Genomic DNA, 1,128 nt, shown 5'->3' on the forward strand with positions numbered 1-1,128 from the left:
ATGACCTGCAAGGGCTGGTAAGCGAAATGGTTGCAGCGGATGTGGAATTGTTCCAACGTGAAAAGCTACTGAAAGAATCGGGTTATAAAATTAAAAACCAGTTTGAGTAAACTCATAATGGAAAAAGAAGCTAAAATATATATTGCAGGCCATAGGGGCATGGTAGGTTCGGCCATAAGGCGGAAGCTTGAAAGCGAAGGTTATAGTAATTTTGTCACCCGTGCTTCAACAGAGTTAGATCTGCGCAATCAGCAGCAAGTGGCCGAATTCTTTGAGCAGGAAAAGCCCGATTATGTTTTTTTAGCCGCTGCTAAAGTAGGTGGAATCGTAGCTAATAACACCTACCGGGCCGAATTCTTATACGATAACCTGCAAATTCAAAATAACGTTATTCATTCTTCGTACCTTAATGGGGTTAAGAAGTTGATGTTCTTGGGGTCCAGTTGTATTTACCCAAAAATGGCACATCAGCCCCTGCAGGAAGATTATTTGCTCACTGGTCCGCTCGAAGAAACCAATGAACCTTATGCCATAGCTAAAATAGCCGGTATAAAAATGTGTGATGCCTACAGGGCACAATATGGTTGTAACTACATATCGGTAATGCCTACCAATTTATATGGTTATAATGACAACTATCACCCCCAAAATTCACATGTTTTACCGGCCCTGATCAGGCGCTTTCACGAAGCTAAAGAGCAAAATCTATCTTCAGTTACCATTTGGGGAACCGGCTTGCCTAAACGTGAGTTTTTGTTTGCCGATGACCTTGCAGCCGCTTGTTATTACCTTATGGAAAACTACAATGAATCTGGTTTAGTGAATATAGGGACTGGTGAAGATCTTTCTATCAAAGAACTGGCTGAATTAGTTAAGTACACGGTAGGTTTTGAAGGTGAAATTACTTTTGATACCAGCAAGCCCGATGGTACACCACGAAAACTAATGGATGTTTCTAAATTACACAGTAAGGGATGGAAACATACTATAGATTTACCCCAGGGTATTAGCCTGGCTTATCAGGACTTTTTAAGTAAGCAAGAAGTTAATCATTAAACTTTAAGCTAAATAAATAGAACAACAAAACATTGAATCTTTATGAAGATAGCAGTAGTAGGTACTGGATAT

1 protein-coding gene is annotated in these 1,128 nt (G+C 39.9%); it reads left to right on the forward strand.

Annotated features, from left to right (window positions below):
- Window positions 1-117: 117 nt before the first annotated feature.
- Window positions 118-1,056, forward strand: coding sequence for a GDP-L-fucose synthase (gene fcl / locus ACFQ3S_RS19065; RefSeq protein ID WP_377167546.1), 939 nt, complete (start codon window positions 118-120; stop codon window positions 1,054-1,056).
- Window positions 1,057-1,128: the final 72 nt, after the last annotated feature.

The organism is Mucilaginibacter terrae (assembly GCF_042679325.1).
Taxonomy (GTDB): Bacteria; Bacteroidota; Bacteroidia; order Sphingobacteriales; family Sphingobacteriaceae; genus Mucilaginibacter; species Mucilaginibacter terrae.

Coding starts and splice junctions, on each gene's coding strand:
- fcl (WP_377167546.1), top strand. CDS start 118: ATGGAAAAAGAAGCTAAAATATATATTGCAGGCCATAGGGGCATGGTA.